We start from the raw sequence: 23,416 nt of genomic DNA, 5'->3' as shown, positions 1-23,416 counted from the left end.
CTAAAACATCCTCCCCCTGAAACCCACCCGGCACATTATAACACTGCTGTATTGCCGAAACTGACAGTTCTGATCTACAGCTTTATAGGATGCTGAAAACCCCGCGTGAGGGATAGCAGCAGTTATCCTGCCCTGCCGGCAGGCGGGAAGATAACGCGAATAGCCCGGCCCGAAGGGCACGCCATTGATAATATTATTGTTTATCCGAAAAGCGCTTTTATTAAGGTCATGATTCCTTTAAAAATAAAGAATATTGCGGCTAAAGATAAAATAATGCCTAGTACCAGAACGGGAATATAGAAGGAATGCTCCTGGTTATTAAAGGCGCTAAAGATTACCGATGGGCCGGCCACTATAAGCGGCATTGAGATGAGCAGGTATTTTATACCTTTTCCCAGCTGGTCTCTGTTGGTATGCATTGCAAAGGTTTTTCCGGTGCTAATCTACAACATAATCGGTCTCTACTACCTGGGAGAGGCGAAAATATCCCAGAGCATAATTGCTCCTGTTGGATTGATTGATAATGTTGCCTTTTACCGTGGCAGGCCGGGTTTCGAAAGGGCCACCGGCATTGGTGCCTATTTGCGAACGCAGTATAAAAAGATACTCATAATAGGAGCGGGATATGCCTGCCAGTTCTATATAAATCTCATCCCCGGGTTCGATATCTTCGTTGGAGTAATAACCGAAGATCTGGTTCCCGTTGGTAAATTCGTCTTCATAAATTTCGAATGTTGCCTTTTCGTCTCTGAAGGTAAACATGTAAAAATTGACTTCATCTGCAGGATCTGTATAATAGGCCTTTATTTCTACCTGTTCGCCTTCAAATCCGCCGCTGCTTGTGTGTTCTACAAAATCCAGGTTTACCACGGGAATTAAAGTTTCTTGTGCGGTATATACTTCATCTTCATATTTTATTTCCAGCTGGTATTCCATATTAAGCTGTGGCTCAAAGTTATTGTTCTGGTAAATCCCGTCGCTGGTATGCTCAAAATTAAAAACTTTCCCTGCTTCATCAATAATCTTCACCTGCGCATTGGTTACGGCAGGCGCTTCTTCTTCGTAATAGCCGCTGGTGGTACTTAGTTTTACCGATTGAAAATTGCCCCCGGTATTTTTAAGCCACTCAATGGAAGCCTCAACAACAAGCCGTGGTTCACTTTCCTCAAGTTCAATTTCCACCACATCTTCACATCCATAAATGAGCATGAATACAATGAAGAGAAGGAACAGATTGCCTAATTTTTTCATCTAAAAACTGAAATTATAAGTTATTGAAGGGATGATGCCAAAAAGGGAAAGCCGCGTGGCTTCATTTTTATTGTTGTCTATATTTTCCCTGAAGGTAATGGAATAGGCATTTTTGCGATTATATAAATTATAAATTCCAAAGTTCCAGGAAGATTTTACCTTTTTTCCCGCCCCGGGATGCGGTGTGTAAGTTGCGGCCACATCCAGGCGGTGATACGCCGGCAGGCGATTGCTGTTACGTGAGGAATACACTGGAACGCTTATACCCGCATATTCATACTGTCCCACCGGGTAAGTGGTGGCCAGCCCTGATTGAAATATAAAATTAGCGTTTAATTCCCATTTTTTATTCAGCTGGTAGGACGAAGTGAGGCTAAAATCATGCGTCCTGTCAAAATTTGCCTTATACCATTGCCCGTTGTTAATTCCGCTTTCCAGCTCCGTTCGCCCTGGAGTTTGCTGTTCAGAGCGGGCGAGGGTATAGGAAAGCCATCCGGTGAGGCGGCCTTCGTTCTTCTTTAGTAAAAATTCCAGGCCGTAAGCCCTTGCCCTTCCATTAAGAATAACAGTTTCAATAGCATTATTTGCTATAAGGTTCGCACCGTCTACATAATCTATTCGGTTTTTAATTTTTTTATAGAAAGCTTCAGTTTCCAGGGAATAATCTCCGTTATTGAAATTTTGAAAATACCCAACAGCAACCTGGACTAAAAGCTGCGGTTTAATATAAGGTCCGCTTGGCGCCCAAACATCTATGGGTGTGGGAGAGCTGGTATTGGAAATAAGGTGCAGGTACTGCGTCATACGATTGTAGCTGGCCTTAACAGACTGTTTTTCGTTAAAGCTATAGGCTGCTGCAAGCCGCGGCTCCAGGTTAAAGAAAGATTTTATCACTTCGCCGCGGTTACCGGTTTGAGTATTTACAGGAACAGCTTCCTGGTAGATATCCCTGGCTTCGTTGTAAAGTACCGGCTGGTCATTCTCGTAAAAATTGATATTCTCCTGCCCCAGCCGGAAAAAGCCGCTAATTCTCGCCCCGTATTCCAGGGAGAGCTTTTCTGAAAGTTCCTGTTCTGCGGAAATATACGCAGCACTTTCTACGGCGTATTTGTTGTCCAGTTTATAATAGTTTATACCTGAAGCCGGGCTGGTAGGAGTTATTTCTCCGGGCAAGAACTGATAATAGGTGTTCTGTAAACCGTACTCCAGCTTAAAATTATCGTTTACATAATGATTAAGGTCGTACTTTATATTGAAATTTTTAATCCCGCTATCCCAGTTAAATTCAACAAAATCCAGAGTAAGGCCGTAGTAATAATCGCTGTAAATGAGCGAAAGGTTGCTGAAGAGGTTATTTGAAAGCACATGGTTCCACCTTAGGTTAAAAACCGAATTGCCGTAGATATTTTTAAAATTCTGGTTGATGTTAAAAACATCTCTTCCGAAGTAGCCGGAGAAGAGAAGTTTGTTATCCTTGTCGATCTTATAATTAAGCTTTGTATTGAGGTCATAGAAATAGGCAGAGTTCGGATTATCGGTAAACTTCAGAAACAAATGGGCATAAGAACTCCTGCCGCCAACAAGAAAAGAGCTTTTGTCTTTTATAATTGGCCCTTCTGCCAGTAACCGACTCGATATTACGCCAATCCCGCCCTGTGCTTTAAATTCGCGGCTGTTGCCATCCCGCTGATAAATATCCAGTACCGAGGAAACCCTGCCCCCAAACTTCGCCGGGATGCCCCCTTTATACAATTTTAGGTCTTTTATGGCATCGGGATTGAAAATTGAAAAAAGGCCAAACAGGTGGGAAGAATTAAAAATGGTAGCTTCGTCCAGAAGGATTAGATTCTGATCTACTGCCCCGCCCCTCACGTTAAAGCCGGAAGAACCTTCGCCTGCATTTGATACCCCGGGAAGCAGGAGTAAAGACCGCACCACATCAACTTCCCCAAAAACGGCCGGCAATTTCTGGATGGTGCTTATGGAAAGTTTGTTTACGCTCATTTCGGGACTGCGAATATCGGTTTGCTCTACATCTTCAGTAATTACCACCTCATCCAGGCTTTCAGAGGATTGTCGCAGCTGAATATCGATACGTGTATTTTCCCGCAATTCAATTTGCCGGGAAATGGTTGCATATCCCAAATAGGAAACCTGCAGCTCATAAGAGCCTTCAGGAAGCTTCAGGGAAAAATAACCATACTCATTGGTTACCACTCCTGTGTTTTTTTCAGGAATAAGAACATTTACCCCTATAAGGGTCTCGTTACTGGCATTATCAGTAACCGTTCCGCTAAGGGTAAAAGTTTCCTGGGCATTGCCCGAAATAAAAGGAAAAAAGCAGAGGCAGAAGAGGAGTAACCGGCAGATAGTCAATTATTTTTTACGTAAAGATACACTACACAGCCATAACTAAAAAGCGGTTTATAAATTGTTGAAGTCAGGTTTCTCCAAGGGCGAGCCTTCTTTTTTCTTTTCCGGAAAAACGGAAGAGCAAGAAGGAACTAACAAGCAGGCAGGAAAGCAGGATTACAGCCAGGGGAACCACGCCGGGATTGTGAAACAGGCTAACCACAAAAGAAGCCAGCGCGCCCAATATCATTTTCAGGCTGCCTATAAGGGCAGAAGCTCTTCCAGCCTTGGTGGCAAAAGGCTCCAGGGAAAGGGCGGTAGTATTAGGATTTTGGAAACCCAACAGGAACAAAATGCTGAAGAGCAGAATTACCGTAAGATAAAAATCCGGCCCTGCAAGTCCGTTAATAAGAAAAACAGAAGCCAGGACAACCAGTAAAATACTGTTGAAAAAGGTGATCTGGAAGGTGCTGAATTTTTTTAGGAACAGGCGGTTCACCTGGCTCCCCAAAATTAGTCCGGCCGCATTTACGCCAAATAATATCCCAAACTGTTTCTGGGTAAGATCAAAATTTTCCATAAAAAGCCGCGGCGCATCCGAAATATAGGCGAACATGGCACCAATGGTAAAACTTCCCGCCATGGAAAAACTCCAGAACTTTTCGTGTGTCAAAATTCCAAAATACTTTTTTAGAACTGTAACCGGCTTTAGCTGCACATTTTTATCGGGAATAATGCTTTCTGGTAAAAAGCGGTATACGCTTAGGATCATAAGGAGGGAGAAACACGCCAGAAAAATAAAAATACTCTTCCAGCCAAGGCCTTCAATAATAAAACTTCCCACAGTAGGTGCGATTATGGGCGCTCCTCCCATAATAAGCATTAATACTGAAATGGCTCCTGCCACTTCATTTACAGGAAAAATATCCCTGACCACCGCTTTTGCTGCCACCATCCCTGCAGATGCACCTACAGCCAGAAAGAACCGGCTTATGATAAGCCAGGTGAGATTTGGGGAATAATAACAGGTAAGCGCTGCCAGAAAATAAATTGCCAGACCGGTGAGCAAAGGTTTTTTACGGCCAAACTTATCCATTATAGGCCCATATGCCAGTTGCCCCAGGGAAATACCTATAAAATAACTGGTAAGGGTAAGCCCCACCTGGGCAATGGAAATATCAAAATCTTCAGCAATTCTTTGGAAACCCGGGAGGTATGCGTCTATAGAGAATGGCCCCAATGCAATTAATGTCCCTAGAACAAAAAGAATTATAGCTTCCCGTTTTTTATTCCTTCCGTTTTTTACATCTGCCATTTTGCAAATTTCGTTAAAAACCATGCTGTGTGGAAAGCATGAAAAGCCTTTAACTTAAACTTAATACCGAAATGTGAAATTCCCTTATTCAGGTATTTTTCTTTTGGAGAACATCAATTTCACTATAAAATCTTTAAAGAATTCTCAGGATCTTTTTTATATGGTCTCTTAAAAACCTCAAAAATCGCGATTATTTAATGGCAGCTGCTTTACCTGCAGCCTGTCCCTTATCCTGGAAAGTAACCTTAGCGAATTATAAATGAAAACCGGTGTACGGCCGGAGAGAAAGGCTTTGTTTTCTTCAATCCATTCCGGGTGGTGCTTTTTAAGGGTATGGTATAATTCAGCGCGGGCCTGTTTGACAAAAAGGTGGTTGTCTATTCCTGTCTTTTTAGCAATGGTTTTGTTGATCATTTCCCAGCTTTCGGTGTAATTCCTAACACCTTCCCTCGTTTTTCTGCGGTTACTGGTCCTGTTTCCACTCCCGGTGCGGTAGAGGACAAAAGTATCTTCACAGAAGAGTATTCCGGAGCAATTCAGCAGAATGCGGGAGAAAAATTCCCCGTCTTGGTTTATTTTAAGATTTTCCTTCCAACCACCAACAGCTATAATCAAGGCGCGGGGAACAAGATAAGCATGAACCGGCAAATAGGTGAAGCGCGTGGCAAAAATTTTAAAAAGAGAAATTGGTTTTTGGGTACTTAAGTAGGACGGTAATCCTTCATATAGTCGGGGAAAATCCCACATAGGCTTTAAACCACCCCATTTACAGGTGGCAATATGATAAGAATTCTTTTTTTCCAATGCTTTTAGCTGAACTTCAAATTTGTTGGCGGCCAAAAGATCATCGGAGTCCAGGAACTGAATATAATTGCCCAACGCATTATTAATGCCAATATTCCTGCAGGTACAGGCTCCTTTCATTAATTGGCCTGGCCTTTTGAAATACTTAAACCGTTTATCATGAAGATATTTCTCCACCAGCTCATCTGTATTATCAGTGGAGCCATCATCTATTATAAGACATTCCCAATTTGTAAAAGTTTGGGCAAGTACAGATTCAAGAGTTTCGGGAATGATATGAGCCCTGTTAAAAGTGGGGATGATAACGGAGATTTCAGGCTTCATAAACTTAAGCTTTATTAGCTATTTTATTTAGAATTTTTCGAAGTGCATATTCCTTACGTGACATACGGGAAGCAAAGAATTCTTCATACCTGGAAACCACTTCAGGATAATTTTTTTTTATTCGTCTGTAAAAATAAAGTTTAGCCTGCCTTACAAAAACGTGATTTTCGGTACCTGTACTGCGGAAAATTTCTTCTTCTATTATTTTCCATGCTTCTATGTAACTGTTAATCCCCTCACGGTTTAATGTACCATTAAGGCGGTTGCCAGCACCTTGTTTATAAATGGCATAGGTATTTTCCACAAAATTGATATCTGAAGCGTTAAGAATGATTCGGCATATAAATTCCCCATCGTCGTTAACGCTCAGGGATTCATTCCAGATTCCGGCTTTTCGAATTAAAGTTAAGGGAACCAGATAGACATGAAGAGGAAAATAGGTGAAATTTCTTCCAAAAATATCCAGCAATCTTTGGGATTTTTTCAGGCTGCGATAGGAGGGAAGGCCTTCATGAATTTTAGCTTTTGGCCATCCCGGCTGCATTCTTCCCCACTTGCAGGTAGCAATGCTCAGCCCCGAATTTTTTTTTAAAACTTTTAGCTGAGATTCAAGTTTGTTTTCTGCGATTAAGTCATCAGAATCCAGAAATTGGATATACTTACCTTTCGCTTTTTCCAAACCAATATTCCTGCAGGAAGCAGCTCCTTTGGCTTTATTTGACGGCCTTTTTAAGAAACTTATTCTTTTGTCTTTTAACAGGATTGGTTGCAGTACTTCTTCTGTTTTATCTTTGGAACCATCATCAATAATAATACATTCCCAGTTTTTATAGGTTTGATGCAACAGGCACTGAAGTGTTTCCGGAAGCGTATGTGCGCGATTGTACGTTGGGATTATAACAGATATTTCGGGCTTCATAGAAAATCCGGATTTCAAAAATATAAAGATACTATGTATCTTAAAAACTGAAAGGCTTTAAACAAAAAAAGGCCGGAGTTGCCCCGGCCTTTGTAAATGATATTGATTTATAACCTATCCCAAAATTGAATTTAGCGTTTCACTAGGCCTCATTGCCTTCGTAACTTTTTCTTCTTCAGGTTCATAATAGCCGCCAATATCTACTGGAGAGCCCTGTACATCAATTAGCTCTTCCAGGATCTGATCTTCTTTTGCTTCCATGGCTTTGGCAATTTTACTGAAATATTCTTTCATTTCTGCATCCTTATCCTGGTTTGCTAAAGCCTGAGCCCAGTATAATGCCAGGTAAAAATGGCTTCCCCTGTTATCCAGTTCATTAACTTTTCTGGAAGGGGATTTCCTGTTATCCAGGAATTTATCTGTTGCTTCATCTAAAGTTTCAGAAAGAATAATAGCTTTTTCATTATTATATTTCTGGCCTGCATGTTCCAGGGAAACAGAGAGCGCTAAAAACTCCCCAAGGGAATCCCATCTAAGATGGCCTTCCTGCACAAACTGCTGTACGTGCTTGGGAGCAGAGCCTCCTGCACCGGTTTCAAACAATCCGCCACCATTCATCAATGGCACAATAGAAAGCATTTTTGCACTGGTACCAAGTTCCAGAATAGGAAATAAATCGGTTAGGTAATCCCTTAAAACATTTCCGGTAACCGAGATGGTATCTTTACCGTCTTTTACGCGGCGCAGAGTATATTCCGTAGCCTCAACAGGCGACATAATTTTAATGTCAAGTCCTTCTGTATCGTGTTCCGGCAGGTATTTCTGCACCTTTTCAATTAACTGCGCATCGTGGGCTCTTTCGTTGTCCAGCCAGAAAACAGCAGGACTGCCGGTAGCGCGCGCACGGCCTACTGCAAGTTTAATCCAGTCTCTTACAGGCGCATCTTTAACCTGGCACATTCTCCATATATCTCCTTCTTCCACTGCATGCTCTATAAGAACTTCCCCGGCATTATTGATTACCTGAACAGTTCCATCTGCAGGAATTTCAAAGGTTTTATCATGAGAACCGTACTCTTCTGCCTTTTGAGCCATAAGACCAACATTAGGAACTGTTCCCATGGTGGTAGGATCGAAAGCACCATTTTTTTTGCAGAAATTTATAGTTGCCTGGTAAACCCCGGCATAACTACTATCAGGAATCACCGCTTTGGTATCCTGCTGTTTCCCCTCTGCATTCCACATTTGTCCTGAAGTCCTGATCATTGCCGGCATAGAAGCATCAATAATCACATCACTTGGCACATGCAGGTTAGTAATCCCATTATCGGAATTTACCATCGCAATGTCCGGCCCTTCTTCAAGATCTGCTTTAATAGCTGCGTCTATTTCCTTCGCTTTATCTTCGGGTAGTTTATCTAACGCACTCAGAATATCCCCAAGGCCACTATTAGGATTGGCGCCTGCCTCTTTTAGTTCTTCTCCATACTTATCGAAAACATCCCTGAAGAACACTTTAACGGCATGTCCAAAAATAATAGGGTCTGATACCTTCATCATCGTAGCCTTCATATGAAGGGAGAAAAGGATATTTTTCTCTTTGGCATCTTTTACCTGTTCCTGTAAGAATTCAACCAGTGCTTTTTTATTCATTACAGCACCGTCTATAATTTCCCCGGTTAAAAGATAAATATCCTTCTTAAGTACTGTTTTTTCTCCTGAAGCAGAGGTGAACTCTATACTCACATCTCCTTCTTTTGAAATGGTAACAGATTTTTCAGTATGCCTGAAATCCCCTGAATCCATTGTAGCCACATGGGTTTTAGAATCGCTGCTCCATTCTCCCATGCTGTGCGGATTTTTTTTGGCGAAGTTTTTAACCGCTTTCGGGGCACGCCTGTCTGAGTTTCCTTCACGCAGCACCGGGTTTACCGCACTACCTTTTACCTTGTCGTATTTTGCTTTTATTTCTTTTTCCTTTTCTGAAGATGCTTCGTCCGGGTAATCAGGAATGCCAAAGCCTTTTTCCTGTAATTCTTTAATTGCCGCCTTCAATTGCGGAATGGAAGCGCTAATATTAGGAAGTTTTATAATATTGGCTTCAGGTGTTTTAGCCAGCTCGCCAAGTTCGGCAAGAGCATCATTTACTTTCTGATCTTCATTAAGATATTCCGGAAATTGAGAAAGAATTCTTCCTGCAAGGGAAATATCTTTAGTTTCCAGATCGATATTTGCAGTTTTCGTAAAAGTTTGCACTATAGGTAAGAAAGAGTAAGTGGCCAGTGCCGGAGCCTCATCTGTTTTAGTATAGACAATCCTTGATTTTTGTGTCATGTTTTATTTTTTTGATTGCAATATATTCAATAAACGCCCAGGATTTCCCCAAGGCGTTGAAACCTCCGCAATATAGCATTTTTCATGCTTTTATCATAGTTGAAAGTTTTTAAAAGCCTGATTTTTTAATGTCAGCCAAGGGATGGCAGAGGAATAAAAAAAAGCCATTTCATCTTAATATCTAAAATGAAATGGCTTCTACAGAAATAATGCGTTATCACCGGAAATTTTATTCCTTAAAAGCAAGGCTGCTTAAGTGTACATTATTTCAATGAAATATTCCTGATGATTAGAACAAGGAATACTTCAAAAATGGTTTTTAACTTTCAAACTATTTTTGCAATTGCAAAAAACGAGCGTTATATAGAAGATAAAAACCGTATGTAAAGATATATCGTCTCTACATCAAAAACAATCTCTGCAGAAACCCTTTTGTCAATCCTTAGAAATTAATTTTCTACTATAAATTTAAACCAAAACGATCTCTCACAAAATTTTTTAGCAATTTTTTAACTTATTTGTTTTCAACATGTTACAAGCAATAGTTGTTCACAATTGTTCATAAAAAACCGGGATATTCTATTCCCGGCTTTTAAATAATTTAAAAAACTATTTTTCGGTTACGGCTCTGTAGGCATTAACCCTTCCATGACCATAATAAACACTTTTTCCATTACTCACGATGTCATCTGCGGTTTGGTAAATTTGCTGGGTAACCTGCTGAGGGTCCATTTCTCCCCCGTTACCTCCAATTACAAGGGCAGCAACACCGGAAACGTGAGGTGCAGCCATGCTTGTTCCGGAACTCCAATAAAAAGTGTTTCCGCTTCCCGCGCTAAGGATCATGTCGTATACAGAAACATCCCCGTCTCCTCCCGGTGCTGCAATATCTATTAGAGATCTTCCATAATTGGTATAACTGGCGGGTACATCATAATCGGTATATTCGGCCAGGTAATCGTAACCTTCAGGAGCGGTTGCTGAAACTGTAATCACTTTATTTAAGCCTCCAGGGAGGTTAATCCATGAACCATCTCCATCGGCATCATGGGCATCATTTCCTGCTGAAGCAACGACCGTGGTTCCGCTTTTATAGGCATAATCAATAGCTCTTTGCTGGGCATGGATTATTTCCTGAATATCTTTTGGGGAAACACGGTAAGCATTTCCATCGGCATCTACTAATTTTCCGTTTTTGTATAGAGAAGCCCCAAGGCTCATATTAATAACATCGGCACCTTCCTCTGCAGCATAAATAATCCCCGCATTTATCCCACTAAATGCTCCGGACCCGGAATATTCAGAAAGGACTTTAACTGCTACCAGTTCTGCATCTGGTGCTACTCCAATTAATCCCACTCCGTTTCTTGCCGCGGCAATGGTTCCTGCCACATGTGTTCCATGATTAAAATACTGGCCTGGCCTAATATTCCAGTTTTCTCCAGGAACAAAAGATTTTGATAGTGCAGTATTCAGGTTAGGTGCAATCTCAACATGCTCTGCATCTATTCCAGAATCCAATACAAAAACACTGGCTCCTTCACCGGTGTAACCGGCATTCCATGCTTCAGGGGCATCTATGGCATCAAGTCCCCAAAGATAATCGTTAAAATAATAGAATTCAGTATCTCCTATACTTGGTGGATTTGCTTCCACGCCTATATTAGAAGGGATCCACTTTATTTCATAATCCGGAACAACTGAAACCACTCCTTTTTTCTTCAAGGTATTCTTAACAAAATCTGCATCTTCTGAATTCACTACAGCTATTCCAATTTGCGGAATAGTATAGACGATTTTTGTTCCCCCTTTTTTTAATTCATCTTCAAAACTTTTAGTAATCTCACTACTTTCAGAAATTACCATGTAATTCTTGAAAGGAGCTTCAGGTAATTGTGAAACATCCTCATTTACTACTGTTTCTACAGATTCGGATTCGCAAGAAATCACAAGAAGCCCCAAAATACAGATAGCAAGTATTATCTGTAATCCTTTTAATTTTCTTTTCATAATTTGAAACGTTTTAATATTTATATTATTTAGGGTTGAATGTAAAAAAATAAACAAATGATTCAATTTTTTTAACACATAATATTCAACAAAAAGATAAAAATATTGAAAATTTTTTATTGGACAATAGCGGCTAAGAGTGCAAAAAAAAAGCTCCCAAGGCGGGAGCTCTATATAATATTGTAAAAAGAAAAGAAGGATTATCTCTTTGCTTCTTTAATACGTGCTTTCTTACCAGTAAGACCTCTAAAGTAGTAAATTCTTGCTCTTCTTACTTTACCTCGTTTGTTAACTTCAATCTTTTGGATTGCAGGAAGGTTTAGAGGGAAAATACGTTCCACACCCACAGTTCCACTCATCTTTCTAATAGTAAAAGTTTGTGAAGCTCCGGTTCCTCTTTTTTGGATTACCACACCTCTAAAAAACTGGGTACGGGTTTTTTGGCCTTCTTTAATTTCGTAATAAACTGTAATTGTGTCTCCTGCTGAAAATTCAGGGAGTTCTTTTTTGTTAACGAATTCGTCCTGAACGTATTTGATTAACGATTCCATATCTTTTAGTTTAAAAATAAATCTGAAACAACATTCACGGTTTTCGCCAGAGGTTATTTTAGAATGAGTGCAAAATTAAAAATTAAAATGTAATTACAAGCAGGTAATTTAATTTTTTTCGTCTTCATCAAGTAAGTCCGGCCGAAGTTTCCTGGTGCGCAAATAGGCCTGCTCTTCCCGCCATTCTTCAATTTTAGGAAAATTGCCAGAAGTAAGGATTTCCGGAACCTCCCATCCTTTATATTCTGCAGGCCTGGTGTAAACCGGCGGCGCAAGCAGATTATCCTGAAAAGAATCTGTTAATGCTGAAGTTTCGTTCCCCAGCACCCCTGGAATAAGCCTTATTATCGCATCACATAAAACTGCAGCCCCAAGTTCTCCCCCTGAAAGAACATAATCCCCAATGGAAATTTCTTTAGTTATAAAATGGTCTCTTACCCTTTGATCCACTCCTTTATAATGGCCACAAAGAATAATGATATTCTCATACATGGAGATTTTGTTGGCAAGTTTTTGTTGCAGACGTTCACCATCAGGCGTCATATAAATAATCTCATCATATTCGCGTTCAGATTTTAAATGGGAGATACATTTATCTATAGGCTCTACCATCATTACCATTCCCGCGCCGCCACCAAACTGGTAATCATCTATCTGTTTATAATTATCGGTCACATAGTCCCTCAAATTATGAAAATGAATCTCCACATGGCCTTTCTCAATGGCCCGCTTAAGAATGGAGGCTTCAAAAGGGCTTTTAAGAAGGTCCGGGACTACTGTGATAATATCTATTCGCATAGTTGTGGTTTTTCAGGATATTCAATATTTATCCTGAAGATGTAAAATTCTCAGGAATTTGCAGATTTATTGCGCTCGTCCTGTAAAAGCCTTCCAAGCCTTTGTTCTTTTTCAAGCGACTTGGCCCGGTAGGCATCAAATTCTTTCTCGGTTTCATCCAGCTTTTTACGTGCTTCCTTTGTAGTGGCGTTAGAACTTCTGTATTTGTAAATGAAAAATAGAAGGGCCAACACCAGTAATCCAACCAATCCCCACATTATCGCCTTATAGGATCCTTTGCTGAATGGCAGCCCCAAAAATGTAATGGCATCCTTTTCATTATTTACCCTTTCCAGGTCTGCCTGTGTATTGGAAAGCTGTGCCTTTAACTCCTCAATTTCCTGATTTTGACGATCCATTGTGTTTTTTTGGGTCGTGATTTCATTTCTCAGGTTTTCAATATAAGCCGAAGTGGTATTTCTCAGTTCTATAATACGATCATAATCTATTACTTTATACCCCTGGTAATCATTTGAGCTTTGAATAAGTTCATCAAATTCAGTTCTTACAGGCTGCTGAGTATTCGTTAAACTATCCTGTGCTTTTGCCTGTGTAAACACTGCAGCGAAAAACAGCAATGCGAAAATTCTTTTGTTCATCCTTTTCTTGATTTCTTTTCTGGTTTTATCACACAACGCCTTGTCAAAAAAGTTATTGCCGACAGCCAAAATTTTTGGGTGCAAATTTCAGTAAAAAAAGGGATTGTGCAATAGGAATTTAGCCCCAGTTTAGAAATTAATTTTTAGCCCTAACGGCATCTTCAAAATTGATATTTTCATCAACGTTGCCCTTAAATGCTTCTATCCAGGCATTCTCAAAAATATTAAGTATAGTGGGAATAATTCCAGTTTTTACTTTGCTCAGGTCTCCTTCCAAAGGTATTCTTGTAGCCAGCGTATCTGTGCCCTGGTTCTTCAGAATAAATTTAAAAACTCCTACAAATCCTTCCCACAATTTTTTGAAAAACCCACCATCATCTTCTTTCCCTAATAACTTGGTATTGATAAACATGGGTTTTATATAACCTTTAAGGTAGGCATCGGCAATGGCCACTTCACTATAAAGTTCAAAAGTTCCTGATTCAAAATCTACCCCGGCGTATTTATTGGTAAGGTCGTTCAGAGCTCGTACGTCTGCCTTTTCCAAGGAGAACTCAATGTCCATATCAGGAATTTTCTTTAGCAGATTTAAATTTCCTTCCAGTAAAACGTCCCCATTACCAAAAGAGACGGCTGTAGCACGAAGGTTGGAAGGTAGCGTTTCTTCTTGATTCACCACATTGCTTAAATTGGTTGCCTGCAGGTTTATTTGCTGAAGAAACATGTTAATTTCGGGATTTGCAGACACTTGAGCAAAATTAGCCTTCCCGTTATAGATGGCCAGGTGATTTATGCTGATTGGAACAAGTTCTTTAAGCGCGTCAGTCCATGCATCTGCATCGGCTTCGCCTTCAGTGTTTTCTTTTTGCTGAACTTCGAAAATATAATTGAATTCCGGATTATGCATTTCTATTTCACTTACAATTTTGCCCTTCAGCAAGGACTTCCATTCAATAGAAATATCTGTTTTAGGGAAATTTAGCAAGGGCGGCTGGTTTTCGGCAGCTTCTTTTCGAAGAAGTAATCCTTCTATCACATAGGCACCACGCCATAGGGCTACATCTATGTCTTCTACATGGCCTTCATACCCCGGAATGTTATTCAATGTGTTGTTCACAGATCTTTTGAGGATAAAAGGAAGAAGAATGCGTGCAATTATCAGGAGAATTATAACAACAGCTGGTATCAAGTAGCGCTTCCTGTGGTATTTTCTTTTTTTCTCTGGCTTGCTCATCTTCAAATGTTTATAGCAAATGTGGTATTTCCGGCCTTATGTTCAAGTTAATAAATAGCCAAAAAGAGGTTGAGCACCAGGAAAATTCAGGTATAAAAAAAAGCTCCCTTGCAACCAAGAGAGCTTCTTTACGCGAACTTTCAGAATTATCTCCAAACAACTCTTTGCTTTTCACCTTTTTTATCAATAAAGGTTACCACAATTGGATCTGCAGTGCTTTTGCTTTCCACCACTCTCTCCACATCACGAATATCGGAGACTTTTTCATTATTAATTTCGGTAATAATGGCTCCGGTAAATTCTTCAGCAGGAAGATCATTTCTAAGAATGCGGTTTATTTTTACACCATAATCGGTATTATAGTTGCGCAGTTCTTTTTTAGAAGCATTGGCTACTTCCAGGCCAATAGGGGTTATTCTGTAAGCTTCGTATTTGGTTAATTTCACATCTACCTCGCGTTTATCACCATCTCTAAGGTAGGTAACTTTTACCACGTCATCAGGACGTTTACTATTAATGTAACCCGTTAGGTCAGAAAATTTATTAATCTTAATATTATCAATTTGTTTAATAATATCGTGCTCTTTAAGCCCGGCATTTTCTGCTCCGCTTCCGGGGCTCACGCTGGCAACATACACACCCTGGCTGGTACTGAGGCCGTATTCTTCAACTGCGGCAGGGGTAATGCTACCTCCTCTAATGCCAAGGATTCCCTGTTGCACATCACCAAATTCCATGATGTCTTCCACAATTTTCCTGGCGTTATTGGATGGTACGGCAAAAGCGTAACCAATATAACTTCCGGTTTTGGAAGTAATGGCAGTGTTTATACCAATTAGCTCTCCATTTATGTTTACAAGGGCCCCGCCACTGTTACCGGGATTAATTGCGGCATCTGTCTGTATAAAAGATTGTGGCATGGCATCAGCAGTGTTAAGATCCCTTGCCTTGGCACTTACAATCCCGGCAGTAACTGTAGACTTCAGGTTAAAAGGGTTTCCTACCGCCAATACCCATTCGCCAAGTTTTACATTATCTGAATTCCCAAAAGGAATATAATCCAGGTCTTCAGCGTCTATCTTCAGCAAAGCGATATCAGATTTTTTATCGCTCCCAACCACTTCAGCAGTGTAAGATTGATTATTGTTTAGGGTAACTTCCAGTTCGCTGGCCCCTTCAATTACGTGGTTATTAGTTACAATATAGCCGTCTGGAGTGATAATAACCCCAGAACCTGCGCCCTGCACGGCTTTACCTTCGCCGCGGTTTCCGTAATAATATTCAAAAGGATTTCTTGGCCCGTTAAAAACGGCCACGTTTTTCACATGCACCACTGCATGAACGGTTTTCTCAGCAGCTTCGGTAAAATCGGCATTAGTGCCATAAACAGTGTTTGTGTAATTCGCAGGGATAATGGTACTGCTCTGATGAGGCTGAGATGAAGAAATTCCCGCAATAGAGGCCACGGATTCTTCTTCTAAAAACAGCTTGTATCCGCAAAGTGAAAGTATGCCTCCCAAAATAGCAACAATGAGTAAACTTGCTAGTTTTTTCATATTTAATAATTGATTTTATAATTAAACTTTAAGTGATCTTTATTTATTATTAAAACCTATGACTTTAACGGCTATTTAACACCCTGCAAATCTTATGCTTTATTGTATATTTGTGCCCTTTAAAATATGAGTTATGAAGATCTCTTTTTTTAAGTACCAGGGCACGGGCAACGATTTTGTGATGATTGATAACCGCCGAAATCTAATATCCAAAAACGATACCAAAATGATAAGGAAGCTCTGTGACCGTAAATTTGGCATTGGGGCAGATGGATTGATTCTGCTCGGAAACCCTGAAGTTGAAGGAGATGATTTTAAGATGGTTTATTTTAATGCCGATGGTAATGAAAGCAGCATGTGCGGCAATGGCGGCAGATGTTTGGTGGCTTTTGCAAAATATCTTGGCATAATAGAGAACGAAGCGACTTTTACCGCGGTAGACGGTGCACATAAAGCTAGCATAGAAAACGGGCTGGTAAGCCTGCAAATGCAAAACGTAAGCGAAATTAGTCAGAAAGGAAATATTTCATTTTTGGACACGGGCTCTCCCCATCATATTGTTTTTACTGAAAATGTAAAGGATATTGATGTAAAGGCAGAAGGTGCGGCTATCAGAAATTCAGATACCTATATTGCCAGTGGCGGCACCAATGTGAATTTTGTTGAAGCCGAAGCTGAAAATACTTTTTTAGTGCGTACCTATGAGCGTGGGGTAGAAGATGAAACTCTTTCCTGCGGCACAGGCGTTACCGCGGTGGCTATTGCGGCTAATGCTTCCGGAAGGGTTCATGCAAAGAAAATTCATTTAAAAGTACCGGGGGGCGAGCTTTCTGTTTCTTTTGAGCGGAAAGAAAATAATAGCTATGAAAATATTTGGTTAACCGGGCCGGCCGAACAGGTTTTTAAAGGAGAGATTATATGTTAACGCTCAGGGGCGAGAAAGTGTATTTAAGGGCACTGGAGCCGGAAGATCTGGATTTTGTGCATGAACTGGAGAATACTGAAGATTTTTGGGAAGTAAGTGCTACCCGTGTGCCATATTCCCGGTTTATGATAAGGAAGTATCTTGAAAATGCCCACCGTGATATTTATGATTACAAGCAATTGCGGCTCGTAATTTGCAACAATGAGGACAAAAATATTGGCCTGATAGATATTTTTGACCTGGAGCCAAGGGATCGCAGGGCAGCACTTGGAATTTTGATTTCTGAGGCTGGAGAACGTAGAAAAGGTTACGGAGCAGAAAGCCTTTCCCTTATTTGTAATTATTGTTTTAGGCATTTGGCTTTGCACCAGGTTTATGCCAATGTTACTGAAGGAAATTTGGCTAGTGTTAAGCTTTTTGAAGGCCAGAACTTCAGAAAAGCAGGAATAAAAAAGGACTGGAATTTTTTGAATGGTTCCTTTAAAGATGAAATTTTATATCAATTAATTAACGATGTACATTAAAAAAATACTCGCAGCCGTTGCCTTGTTAGGACTTATCGCGTTGGGTTTTTTCAGCTATCATATTTACCAGAGCATATTTGGGGCGAATACGGCTTTCCAGCAAGACCAGGCCGTAGTGTATGTTCCCACGGGAGCCAGTTATCAAACACTCGTCGATTCCCTGCGTCCTTTACTTAAGGATGTGAGTTCCTTCGATATTGTTGCCGAAAAGAAAGGTTATAAGACTAATATTCGCCCCGGCAGATATGTACTGCAAAAGAACATGAACAGTAATGAAATTGTTAATGTGCTTAGAAGCCGCAACAATCCTGTGAATGTAAGTTTTAATAACCAGGAACGGCTGGAAAACCTTGCGGGCAGGATTGCAGACCAGATTGAGGCCGATAGCATTAGCCTTCTTCAATCCTTCAGGGATAGTACTTTTTTAGCTGAAAATAATTTTGCTGAAGAGGACGCGCTATCCATGTATATTCCCAATAAATATGAATTTTACTGGAACACTTCCGCAGAAGAATTCCGGGAGAGAATGCTAAGAGAATATAAGCGGTTTTGGACGGAAGAACGTCTTTCCAAAGCTGAAGAAATAGGCTTAAAACCAGATGAAGTGACTGTTCTTGCCTCCATAGTGCAAAAAGAAACAGCCAAGGTGGACGAAAGGCCAAAAGTAGCCGGCGTGTATATGAACCGCTATAAAAATGGCTGGAAGCTTGATGCCGATCCCACGGTAATTTATGCTATTAAAAAAAGCACTAAGAATTTTGACACTATTATTAAGAGGGTGCTTTATAAAGATCTCACCCTGGACTCTCCTTATAATACTTATTTATATAAAGAACTTCCTCCGGGCCCCATCGCCATGCCTGATATTTCTTCCATAGACGCCGTGCTTAATTACCAGGACCATGATTACTTCTATTTTGTGGCCGATGTGGATAATTTTGGCTATCATGAATTTGCTAAAAATCTCTCCCAGCATAACCGGAATAAGCAGGAATATGTGCGCTGGATCAACCAACAGGGCATAAGGAGATAACACCAGTTTTCCGGGATTTTCTTTAACGTGGCTATAAGGCTTTGGCCTACTGAATCTTATACTTGTGTTAAGCGCTTCCAAAGCTTTTTAATTATATTAACAGGCTGTGTATCAAATTATTAAAAATTGTTGTACCTTTGCGCCGCAAAATTGAAGGGGGATTTTCAGCCAATTTGGAGGAAAAACCGTTAACTCTTCAGAAACAAAATGTAATGCAAAAAAGAAAGAAAATTGCAAAATTCTCAATTTTACCGGCAGTGGCCGGAACGATGTTTTTCAGTTTTTCTACAAAAGATGCTGCTAAATTAGATCTGGAAAGTTTTTCCACAGCCAATCTGGAACTTGATTACACTGTAGAACCTCTTTTAGAAGAAGATATTATAAAAGAAGTTCATGTAAGCAACCTTCCAAAATTGGGGAAATCCTATCTTGGATTTAAAGAAGCTGTGGGGTTTAAAGAATCCCGCGGAAACTATAAAACCATAAATGAATATGGTTATATGGGGAAATACCAGTTTGGGAAAGGTACCTTAGCCCTTATAGGGATTTACAACACTCAGGAATTTCTCAATTCCCCTGCTTTGCAGGAAGCAGCCTTCTATGCAAACGCTTCCAGAAACAAATGGATCCTTAAGCGCGATATAAAGCGTTTTGTGGGTAAAACTATAAATGGGGTGGAGGTAACAGAATCTGGTATTCTGGCTGCTGCTCACCTGGCAGGACCTGGCAGCGTTAAAAAGTATTTGAGAAGCTGGGGCGCACAGGCTTTCAGCGATGCTTTTGGGACCAGTATTAAAAACTATATGCAAAAATTCGGCGGATATGATACTTCTTTTATCCAGCCAGAGAAAAGGGCCAAGGCAGTTTTGCCAACGGCTTAAAAATCTTTCTGAATAATAAAAATAGTGGGCCTCTTATGTAGGTCCACTTTTGTTTTTGTCCATTCCTGGATCGTGCAGGTAAGAATATATTCTGTTGGCAAAGTAAGATCGCAGGCAATGCAAAGCCTCGTGCCGGGATGCAGATTCTGTTGCATGTCTTCCAGTAATTTGTTGTTCCTGTAAGGTGTTTCTATAAAAATCTGCGCCTGGTTTTTTTCTGCGGAAATTCTTTCGAGGTTTTTCAATTCATGTTTTCGCTCCTTTTTATCTATGGGCAAATAGCCGTGAAAACAAAATCCCTGTCCGTTCATCCCGCTTCCCATAAGGGCAAGTAAGATTGAAGAAGGGCCAACCAGCGGTACCACCTGTATGCCTTGCAGGTGAGCAAGCTTTACCATTTCGGCCCCGGGATCTGCCACGCCCGGGCAGCCGGCTTCGCTCATTAAACCCACATTTTTACCTTCTTTGCAGGAATTCAGGTAGGAGGGAAGGTCTGCCAATTCGGTAAATTTATTCAGTAAATGCAGTTTTAAGGCCTGCTGTGGTTTTTCTGGTAAAACCTTCTTTATAGCTCTGCGCGCGGTTTTTTCATTTTCAACAATATACTCGTCGGTTTCTGCAATTATTTTTTTTATATGCGCCGGAAGTACCTCCAGGGAATTGGAATCTCCCAGGGTGGTAGGGATCATAAAGAGTTTTCCGGAATATTTAAAAGAAGAATCAGCCATAATTTACTTTAAGTCCAGGCGTTGCGCAATTTTTTCACAGGCCTCTTCCAGCATTAAATAAATATTTTCAAAACCCTGTTCCCCGCCGTGGTAAGGATCGGGAACATCTACATTCTCTCCTGGAAATATTTCATTCAGGATCAAATGGACCTTTTGCTTGTCATCTTCATCTTCTGCCAGCGAAAGTACGTCCCGGTAATTGTAATTATCCATCACAAAAATATGATCAAATTCTTCAAAATCTGACACATCAAATTTTCGGCATTTCTGTGCGGTTATATCCAGGTTGTATTTTTTAGCCACCGCGATAGAACGTTCATCCGGGGCGCAACCTACATGATATCCACCGGTTCCCGCGGAATCTATATAGACTTTTTGAGGATCTGTTTTAGATTTCAGGATCCCTTCGGCAAGAGGCGACCTGCAAATATTGCCAAGGCAAACCATCAAAATTTTGGTCTTCATCTAAGGATTTTTTTCGGCTCATCAGGCACTTGTGAGAGCTATTAAACTTATCCTGAATAAAAGGATTTTTGTCTTTATTGGTGAAACTAAATGGTTAGCTTCTTATTAAGATCTTCCACAAACTTTTTGAATTGCTTGTCTGTAGCTGCAAGATTGTCTACCGTTTTACAGGCGTGTAAAACCGTTGCATGATCCCTGCTTCCAATTTGGGAGCCAATACTCGCAAGGGACGCTTTGGTGAATTTTTTAGCAAAAAACATGGCCAGCTGTCTCGCCTGTACAATATGGCGTTTCCTGGTTTTAGATTGCAGGGTATCCACATCCATCTGGAAGTAATCGCTTACAACCTTCTGGATATAATCAATAGAAACTTCACGCTTGGTGTTTTTAACGTAATTATCTACAATCTTTTTCGCCAGGTCCAGGGTTATATCCTTTCGGTTAAAAGAAGAATGGGCAATTAACGAAATTATCGCACCTTCCAGTTCCCGGATATTGGTCTTGATATTATTGGCCAGAAACTCCACTATATCTTCCGGCATCTCCACCCCGTCGCGATAAAGCTTGTTTTTAATTATAGAAACCCTGGTTTCGAAATCGGGATGTTGCAACTCTGCGGACAGTCCCCACTTAAACCGGGAAAGTAGCCGTTGCTCGATATCCTGCATATCCACAGGAGCTTTGTCACTTGTAAGAATTACCTGTTTTCCATTCTGGTGCAGGTGATTAAAAATGTGGAAAAATACATCCTGGGTCCCTGCTTTGCCAGAGAGTAACTGTATATCGTCAACAATCAGTACATCAATAATCTGGTAAAAATGAATGAAATCGTTCCGGTTATTTTTCTTTACAGACTCAATATATTGCTGTGTGAATTTTTCTGCGGAAATATATAATACCGTTTTTTCCGGGTACTTATCTTTTATTTCCACTCCTATGGCATGTGCCAGGTGCGTTTTTCCCAAACCAACCCCTCCAAAGATGAGCAATGGATTAAATGAAGTTCCGCCAGGCTTGTTAGCAACAGCCATCCCCGCTGAACGCGCCAGCCTGTTGGAATCTCCTTCCAGAAAATTATCGAAACTGTAGCTTGGGTTAAGCTGGGATTCAATTTTAACATTGCGAATCCCGGGGATAATAAAAGGGTTTTTAAGCTCCGGGTTCTTATTTTTTATAGGAACATCTACTTCCTGAGACGTTACATTGCTGCGCTGGCTACTTGGAATTTTTTCGGTGAACGGAAGTTTGTTGCCATAGGTATTCTCCATTTTTATAACGTACACCAGCTTTGCTTTTTCCCCAAGCTCACGGGTAAGCGAAACCTTTAATAGCTTCACATAATGCTCTTCCAGCCACTCGTAGAAAAACTTGGAAGGTACCTGAATGCTAAGTGCACAATCGGTAAGTTTTACTGCTTGAATAGGTTCAAACCAGGTTTTGTAGGCCTGTGGGGTGATGTTATCCTTAATAAAAGCTAGACAGCTATTCCAAACTGATTGCGCAGTTTCCGACATGCTTATTTCGACTTATTAATGGGTTAGTAGAAAGTTCAAATTTGTGCACGAAAAGGAATTGCTTTCCGTACTTAGGCGGAACAAATATGTGAACAAATTATCTGAAAAAAAAACGTAATTGATGTTGAATTTTAAGAAAATTTTACGCATACTTAAATCCGTCTTTGAAAGTACAAAACCTCATTCAATTATACTATTTATTAGCGTATGAAAAGCCATACAAGCCATGTTAAAGTTCGTTATGCCGAGACCGACCAGATGGGTGTGGTTCACCACGGGAATTATGCTCAATATCTTGAAATCGCCCGTATAGACTGGCTTGAGACGCTGGGGATCTCTTATAAGAAAATGGAGGGGAATGGAATAATGCTGCCGGTGTATGAGCTAAATTGCAAATTTCTTGTCCCTGCCACCTTCGATGAAAATCTAAAAATAGAAACGAGGTTAAAGGAAAAACCCGGCGTAAAAATCAGCTTCGATTATTCCATTTTTAATGAACAGGAAAAGCTGATAACTACTGCGTCTACAGTCCTGGTATTTATGGATGCCAAAACTAAAAAACCGGTACGTTGCCCGGCCTTTATTCTGGAAAAACTGGGCTTTTAAATTTCAAGCTCTTTTATTTCAACTTTATAGGTGGAGTTAAATTTTTCGAAGATTTCTTCTGCCTCCTTTTTTCTAACAGAAAGAAAAATCTTACAGTCTAATTCCAGTTTTTGCTCTATAACGTTAAGATTGTTTTCTTTGATCATTCTCATAACCGTATTCATTTCAGGATAATCAAATTTTACCACAAAAACGCGGTCAATACTCCTGGTGATCCTTTCTGAAGTTTCCAAGGCCATTTGCGCAGCGGTTTTATAGGCATTTATGAGTCCGCCAACCCCAAGCTTCACTCCGCCAAAATAACGTACCACAACAATAAGAATGTTGGTAACTTCAAAAGACTGGATTTGCCCGTAAATAGGCATCCCGGCAGAATTTGAGGGTTCGCCGTCATCATTGGCCCGATAACGGAATTCTTCTTTTCCTAACTGCCAGGCGTAACACCAATGCCTGGCTTTATGGTGCCGGTTGCGCAATTCTTCAAGGTGGGCATTTATTTCTTCTTCCGTCTTCACCGGGAAAGCATAGCCGTAGAATTTGGAATTCCGGTCTTTAAATAAAACTTCTTCTGAAGCTGAGGTTATGCTTTTATAGGTGTCTTTCATTGGATTAAGATTAATGCTAAAAGCGTTAAAAATTCTTCTTCCTCAAATT

22 protein-coding genes are annotated in these 23,416 nt (G+C 40.4%); 5 read left to right on the top strand and 17 right to left on the bottom strand.

Annotated elements, in window-relative coordinates:
• Positions 1-200 precede the first annotated feature (200 nt).
• The 13 genes from RM553_RS16865 to RM553_RS16805 form a co-directional block, all read right to left on the bottom strand.
• Positions 201-419, bottom strand: a complete 219-nt coding sequence (locus RM553_RS16865) for a DUF6095 family protein (RefSeq protein ID WP_311536127.1) — start codon at positions 417-419, stop codon at positions 201-203.
• Positions 420-438: 19 nt separating this feature from the next.
• A complete protein-coding gene (locus RM553_RS16860; protein WP_311536126.1) occupies positions 439-1,251 on the bottom strand; it encodes a DUF4249 domain-containing protein in 813 nt (270 codons plus the stop codon).
• The gene (locus tag RM553_RS16855) at positions 1,252-3,627 is read right to left on the bottom strand and encodes a TonB-dependent receptor (RefSeq protein WP_432271470.1); all 2,376 of its coding nucleotides are present in this window, start codon (positions 3,625-3,627) and stop codon (positions 1,252-1,254) included.
• Between the two features lie 64 nt (positions 3,628-3,691).
• On the bottom strand, positions 3,692-4,918 hold the full coding sequence (locus tag RM553_RS16850; protein ID WP_311536125.1) for a multidrug effflux MFS transporter: 1,227 nt from the start codon (positions 4,916-4,918) through the stop codon (positions 3,692-3,694).
• 177 nt (positions 4,919-5,095) lie between these two features.
• A complete protein-coding gene (locus tag RM553_RS16845) occupies positions 5,096-6,046 on the bottom strand; it encodes a glycosyltransferase family 2 protein (RefSeq protein WP_311536124.1) in 951 nt (316 codons plus the stop codon).
• A 4-nt stretch (positions 6,047-6,050) separates the two neighbouring features.
• Positions 6,051-6,965 (bottom strand): glycosyltransferase family 2 protein, encoded by a 915-nt coding sequence (locus RM553_RS16840; protein ID WP_311536123.1) that lies wholly within the window; start codon positions 6,963-6,965, stop codon positions 6,051-6,053.
• Positions 6,966-7,079: 114 nt separating this feature from the next.
• On the bottom strand, positions 7,080-9,299 hold the full coding sequence (locus RM553_RS16835; RefSeq protein ID WP_311536122.1) for an NADP-dependent isocitrate dehydrogenase: 2,220 nt from the start codon (positions 9,297-9,299) through the stop codon (positions 7,080-7,082).
• Positions 9,300-9,908: 609 nt separating this feature from the next.
• Positions 9,909-11,309 (bottom strand): S8 family peptidase, encoded by a 1,401-nt coding sequence (locus RM553_RS16830; protein WP_311536121.1) that lies wholly within the window; start codon positions 11,307-11,309, stop codon positions 9,909-9,911.
• Between the two features lie 200 nt (positions 11,310-11,509).
• The gene (rplS, locus tag RM553_RS16825; protein WP_311536120.1) at positions 11,510-11,860 is read right to left on the bottom strand and encodes a 50S ribosomal protein L19; all 351 of its coding nucleotides are present in this window, start codon (positions 11,858-11,860) and stop codon (positions 11,510-11,512) included.
• Positions 11,861-11,968: 108 nt separating this feature from the next.
• Positions 11,969-12,658, bottom strand: coding sequence for a tRNA (guanosine(37)-N1)-methyltransferase TrmD (gene trmD / locus RM553_RS16820; RefSeq protein WP_311536119.1), 690 nt, complete (start codon positions 12,656-12,658; stop codon positions 11,969-11,971).
• A gap of 50 nt (positions 12,659-12,708) precedes the next feature.
• Positions 12,709-13,296: a hypothetical protein gene (locus RM553_RS16815; RefSeq protein ID WP_311536118.1), complete on the bottom strand. Its 588-nt coding sequence runs from the start codon at positions 13,294-13,296 to the stop codon at positions 12,709-12,711.
• Between the two features lie 136 nt (positions 13,297-13,432).
• Entirely contained in the window at positions 13,433-14,530 is a 1,098-nt protein-coding gene (locus RM553_RS16810) for a DUF748 domain-containing protein (protein WP_311536117.1), read from the bottom strand.
• Positions 14,531-14,676: 146 nt separating this feature from the next.
• Positions 14,677-16,086, bottom strand: coding sequence for a S1C family serine protease (locus RM553_RS16805; protein ID WP_311536116.1), 1,410 nt, complete (start codon positions 16,084-16,086; stop codon positions 14,677-14,679).
• A gap of 133 nt (positions 16,087-16,219) precedes the next feature.
• Between RM553_RS16805 and dapF the strand changes: the two genes are divergently transcribed.
• From dapF to RM553_RS16785, 4 genes are all read left to right on the top strand, one after another.
• Entirely contained in the window at positions 16,220-17,011 is a 792-nt protein-coding gene (dapF, locus tag RM553_RS16800; RefSeq protein WP_311536115.1) for a diaminopimelate epimerase, read from the top strand.
• Positions 17,005-17,535, top strand: a complete 531-nt coding sequence (locus RM553_RS16795; protein WP_311536114.1) for a GNAT family N-acetyltransferase — start codon at positions 17,005-17,007, stop codon at positions 17,533-17,535. Before dapF ends, RM553_RS16795 begins: the two co-directional genes overlap by 7 nt.
• A complete protein-coding gene (gene mltG, locus RM553_RS16790; RefSeq protein ID WP_311536113.1) occupies positions 17,525-18,568 on the top strand; it encodes an endolytic transglycosylase MltG in 1,044 nt (347 codons plus the stop codon). The genes RM553_RS16795 and mltG overlap by 11 nt, the downstream gene beginning before the upstream one ends.
• Positions 18,569-18,780: 212 nt before the next feature.
• Positions 18,781-19,449 carry a peptidoglycan-binding protein LysM gene (locus tag RM553_RS16785; protein ID WP_311536112.1) on the top strand — a complete coding sequence of 223 codons (669 nt, stop codon included), beginning with the start codon at positions 18,781-18,783 and terminating at the stop codon, positions 19,447-19,449.
• On the opposite strand, the gene RM553_RS16780 is transcribed toward RM553_RS16785, so the two are convergent.
• The 3 genes from RM553_RS16780 to dnaA all read right to left on the bottom strand — a co-directional run bounded on the left by RM553_RS16780 (position 19,446) and on the right by dnaA (position 22,156).
• Complete coding sequence (locus RM553_RS16780) at positions 19,446-20,177, bottom strand: SAM-dependent methyltransferase (protein ID WP_311536111.1); 732 nt, start codon at positions 20,175-20,177, stop codon at positions 19,446-19,448. The two genes, RM553_RS16785 and RM553_RS16780, sit on opposite strands and share 4 nt — an antisense overlap.
• 3 nt (positions 20,178-20,180) lie before the next feature.
• Complete coding sequence (locus RM553_RS16775; RefSeq protein WP_311536110.1) at positions 20,181-20,642, bottom strand: low molecular weight protein-tyrosine-phosphatase; 462 nt, start codon at positions 20,640-20,642, stop codon at positions 20,181-20,183.
• An 86-nt stretch (positions 20,643-20,728) separates the two neighbouring features.
• The gene (gene dnaA, locus RM553_RS16770) at positions 20,729-22,156 is read right to left on the bottom strand and encodes a chromosomal replication initiator protein DnaA (protein WP_311536109.1); all 1,428 of its coding nucleotides are present in this window, start codon (positions 22,154-22,156) and stop codon (positions 20,729-20,731) included.
• Positions 22,157-22,363: 207 nt separating this feature from the next.
• Here dnaA and RM553_RS16765 point away from each other — a divergent pair, with 207 nt between their 5' ends.
• Positions 22,364-22,762 (top strand): acyl-CoA thioesterase, encoded by a 399-nt coding sequence (locus tag RM553_RS16765; RefSeq protein WP_311536108.1) that lies wholly within the window; start codon positions 22,364-22,366, stop codon positions 22,760-22,762.
• Here RM553_RS16765 and RM553_RS16760 read toward each other — a convergent pair.
• The gene (locus tag RM553_RS16760; RefSeq protein WP_311536107.1) at positions 22,759-23,367 is read right to left on the bottom strand and encodes an IMPACT family protein; all 609 of its coding nucleotides are present in this window, start codon (positions 23,365-23,367) and stop codon (positions 22,759-22,761) included. The two genes, RM553_RS16765 and RM553_RS16760, sit on opposite strands and share 4 nt — an antisense overlap.
• Between the last annotated feature and the right edge of the window lie 49 nt (positions 23,368-23,416).

The organism is Autumnicola tepida (genome assembly GCF_031846485.1).
GTDB classification, from domain to species: Bacteria; Bacteroidota; Bacteroidia; order Flavobacteriales; family Flavobacteriaceae; genus Autumnicola; species Autumnicola tepida.
This window is presented reverse-complemented; position numbering and strand designations above follow the sequence as displayed.